Source organism: Leisingera sp. F5 (assembly GCF_001593695.1).
Genome location: NZ_LUKH01001243.1, coordinates 1 through 1,165, shown reverse-complemented (window position 1 = coordinate 1,165; position 1,165 = coordinate 1). Strand labels below are relative to the sequence as shown.

The window sequence follows — 1,165 nt, the reverse complement described above, 5'->3', positions numbered from 1 at the left end:
TCAGGGCAGCTTGCCGGTGGTGCGGCAGGTTGGTGTGCAGGCGGATCCAGCCATCTGCGGTTTCATAATTGCCGGCCACCGGATCCCACAGGCTGGGAAGCTCCCAGCCCTCGGGGCGGAAACTGTAGCTGAACCAGAATGAAGCCAGGCGCTGGTCCACCGTGACGTCCGGTGCAACGGGCGCAAGGTTCAGCGCCTTTACCAGCCGCGCCAGTTCCAACCCCACGGCGGCGACTGAGGCATTGGCAAGTTCTGTCACCGCAAAGGCGCTGCGCCAGTGTCCTGTGCCGGTGAGGCGGTAGCTGCCTGGCGCCGGCAGGGCAGTGAGCAGGGTCATTGCTGGTAAGGATCCAGGCTGTCGCGCAACCCGTCACCGAGGAAATTGAATGCCAGAACAATAATCACAATCGGCAGCATCGGGATCGCGGTCCAGGGGTAGATTTCGATCGAGGCCAGGTTTTGCGCGTCATTCAGCATCACGCCCCAGCTGACCGCCGGCGCGCGCAGGCCAAGGCCGAGGAATGACAGCGCGGTCTCGCCCAGGATCATCGCCGGGATTGACAGGGTGGCCGAGGCGATCAGATGCGACATGAAGTTCGGCAGCAGATGTTTGCGGATGACGCGGCCGGAAGAGGCCCCCATCATTTCGGCAGCGCGCACGTATTCCTCTTCGCGCAGGGACAGGAATTTTGCCCTCACCGATCTTGCAAGCCCCGGCCAGTCGAGAATGCCAAGGATGATCGAGATGACAAAGAACACCGCAACCGGCGACCAGTTCGAGGGCACCGCGGCAGACAGTGCCAGCCACAAGGGCAGCTCGGGCAGGGACCGCAGGACTTCGATCACCCGGTTGATCAGCCAATCGGTTTTGCCGCCGAAATACCCGGCCATTGAGCCAAAGAAGATGCCAAGGACGAAGGACACGGAAATGCCGATCAGCCCCACAGTAAGCGACAGCTGCGCACCATAGGAAACGCGGCTGAAGATGTCGCGGCCCAGCCGGTCGGACCCCAGGATAAAGATCGTCGCCTCTTCGGTTGCGCAGAACAGGTGGCGGTTGCTTTCGATGATACCGGCCAGATTATAGGTTTTGCCTTCACAGAAGAATTCAAGCTTCAGCGGACGCGAGGTGTCGGGACTGAACTCCCACTGGAAGGTTTCCAGA

The 1,165-nt window shown here is 61.2% G+C and carries 1 protein-coding gene and 1 pseudogene; both read right to left on the bottom strand.

Going from position 1 to position 1,165, the window contains the following annotated elements:
• Nucleotides 1-337, bottom strand: a pseudogene (locus A2I95_RS40490) (acyl-CoA transferase); the annotation flags it as partial.
• The coding region (locus A2I95_RS40485; RefSeq protein ID WP_291737956.1) for an ABC transporter permease at nt 334-1,165 on the bottom strand (832 nt) is incomplete at its 5' end. The pseudogene A2I95_RS40490 and the gene A2I95_RS40485, both read right to left, overlap by 4 nt.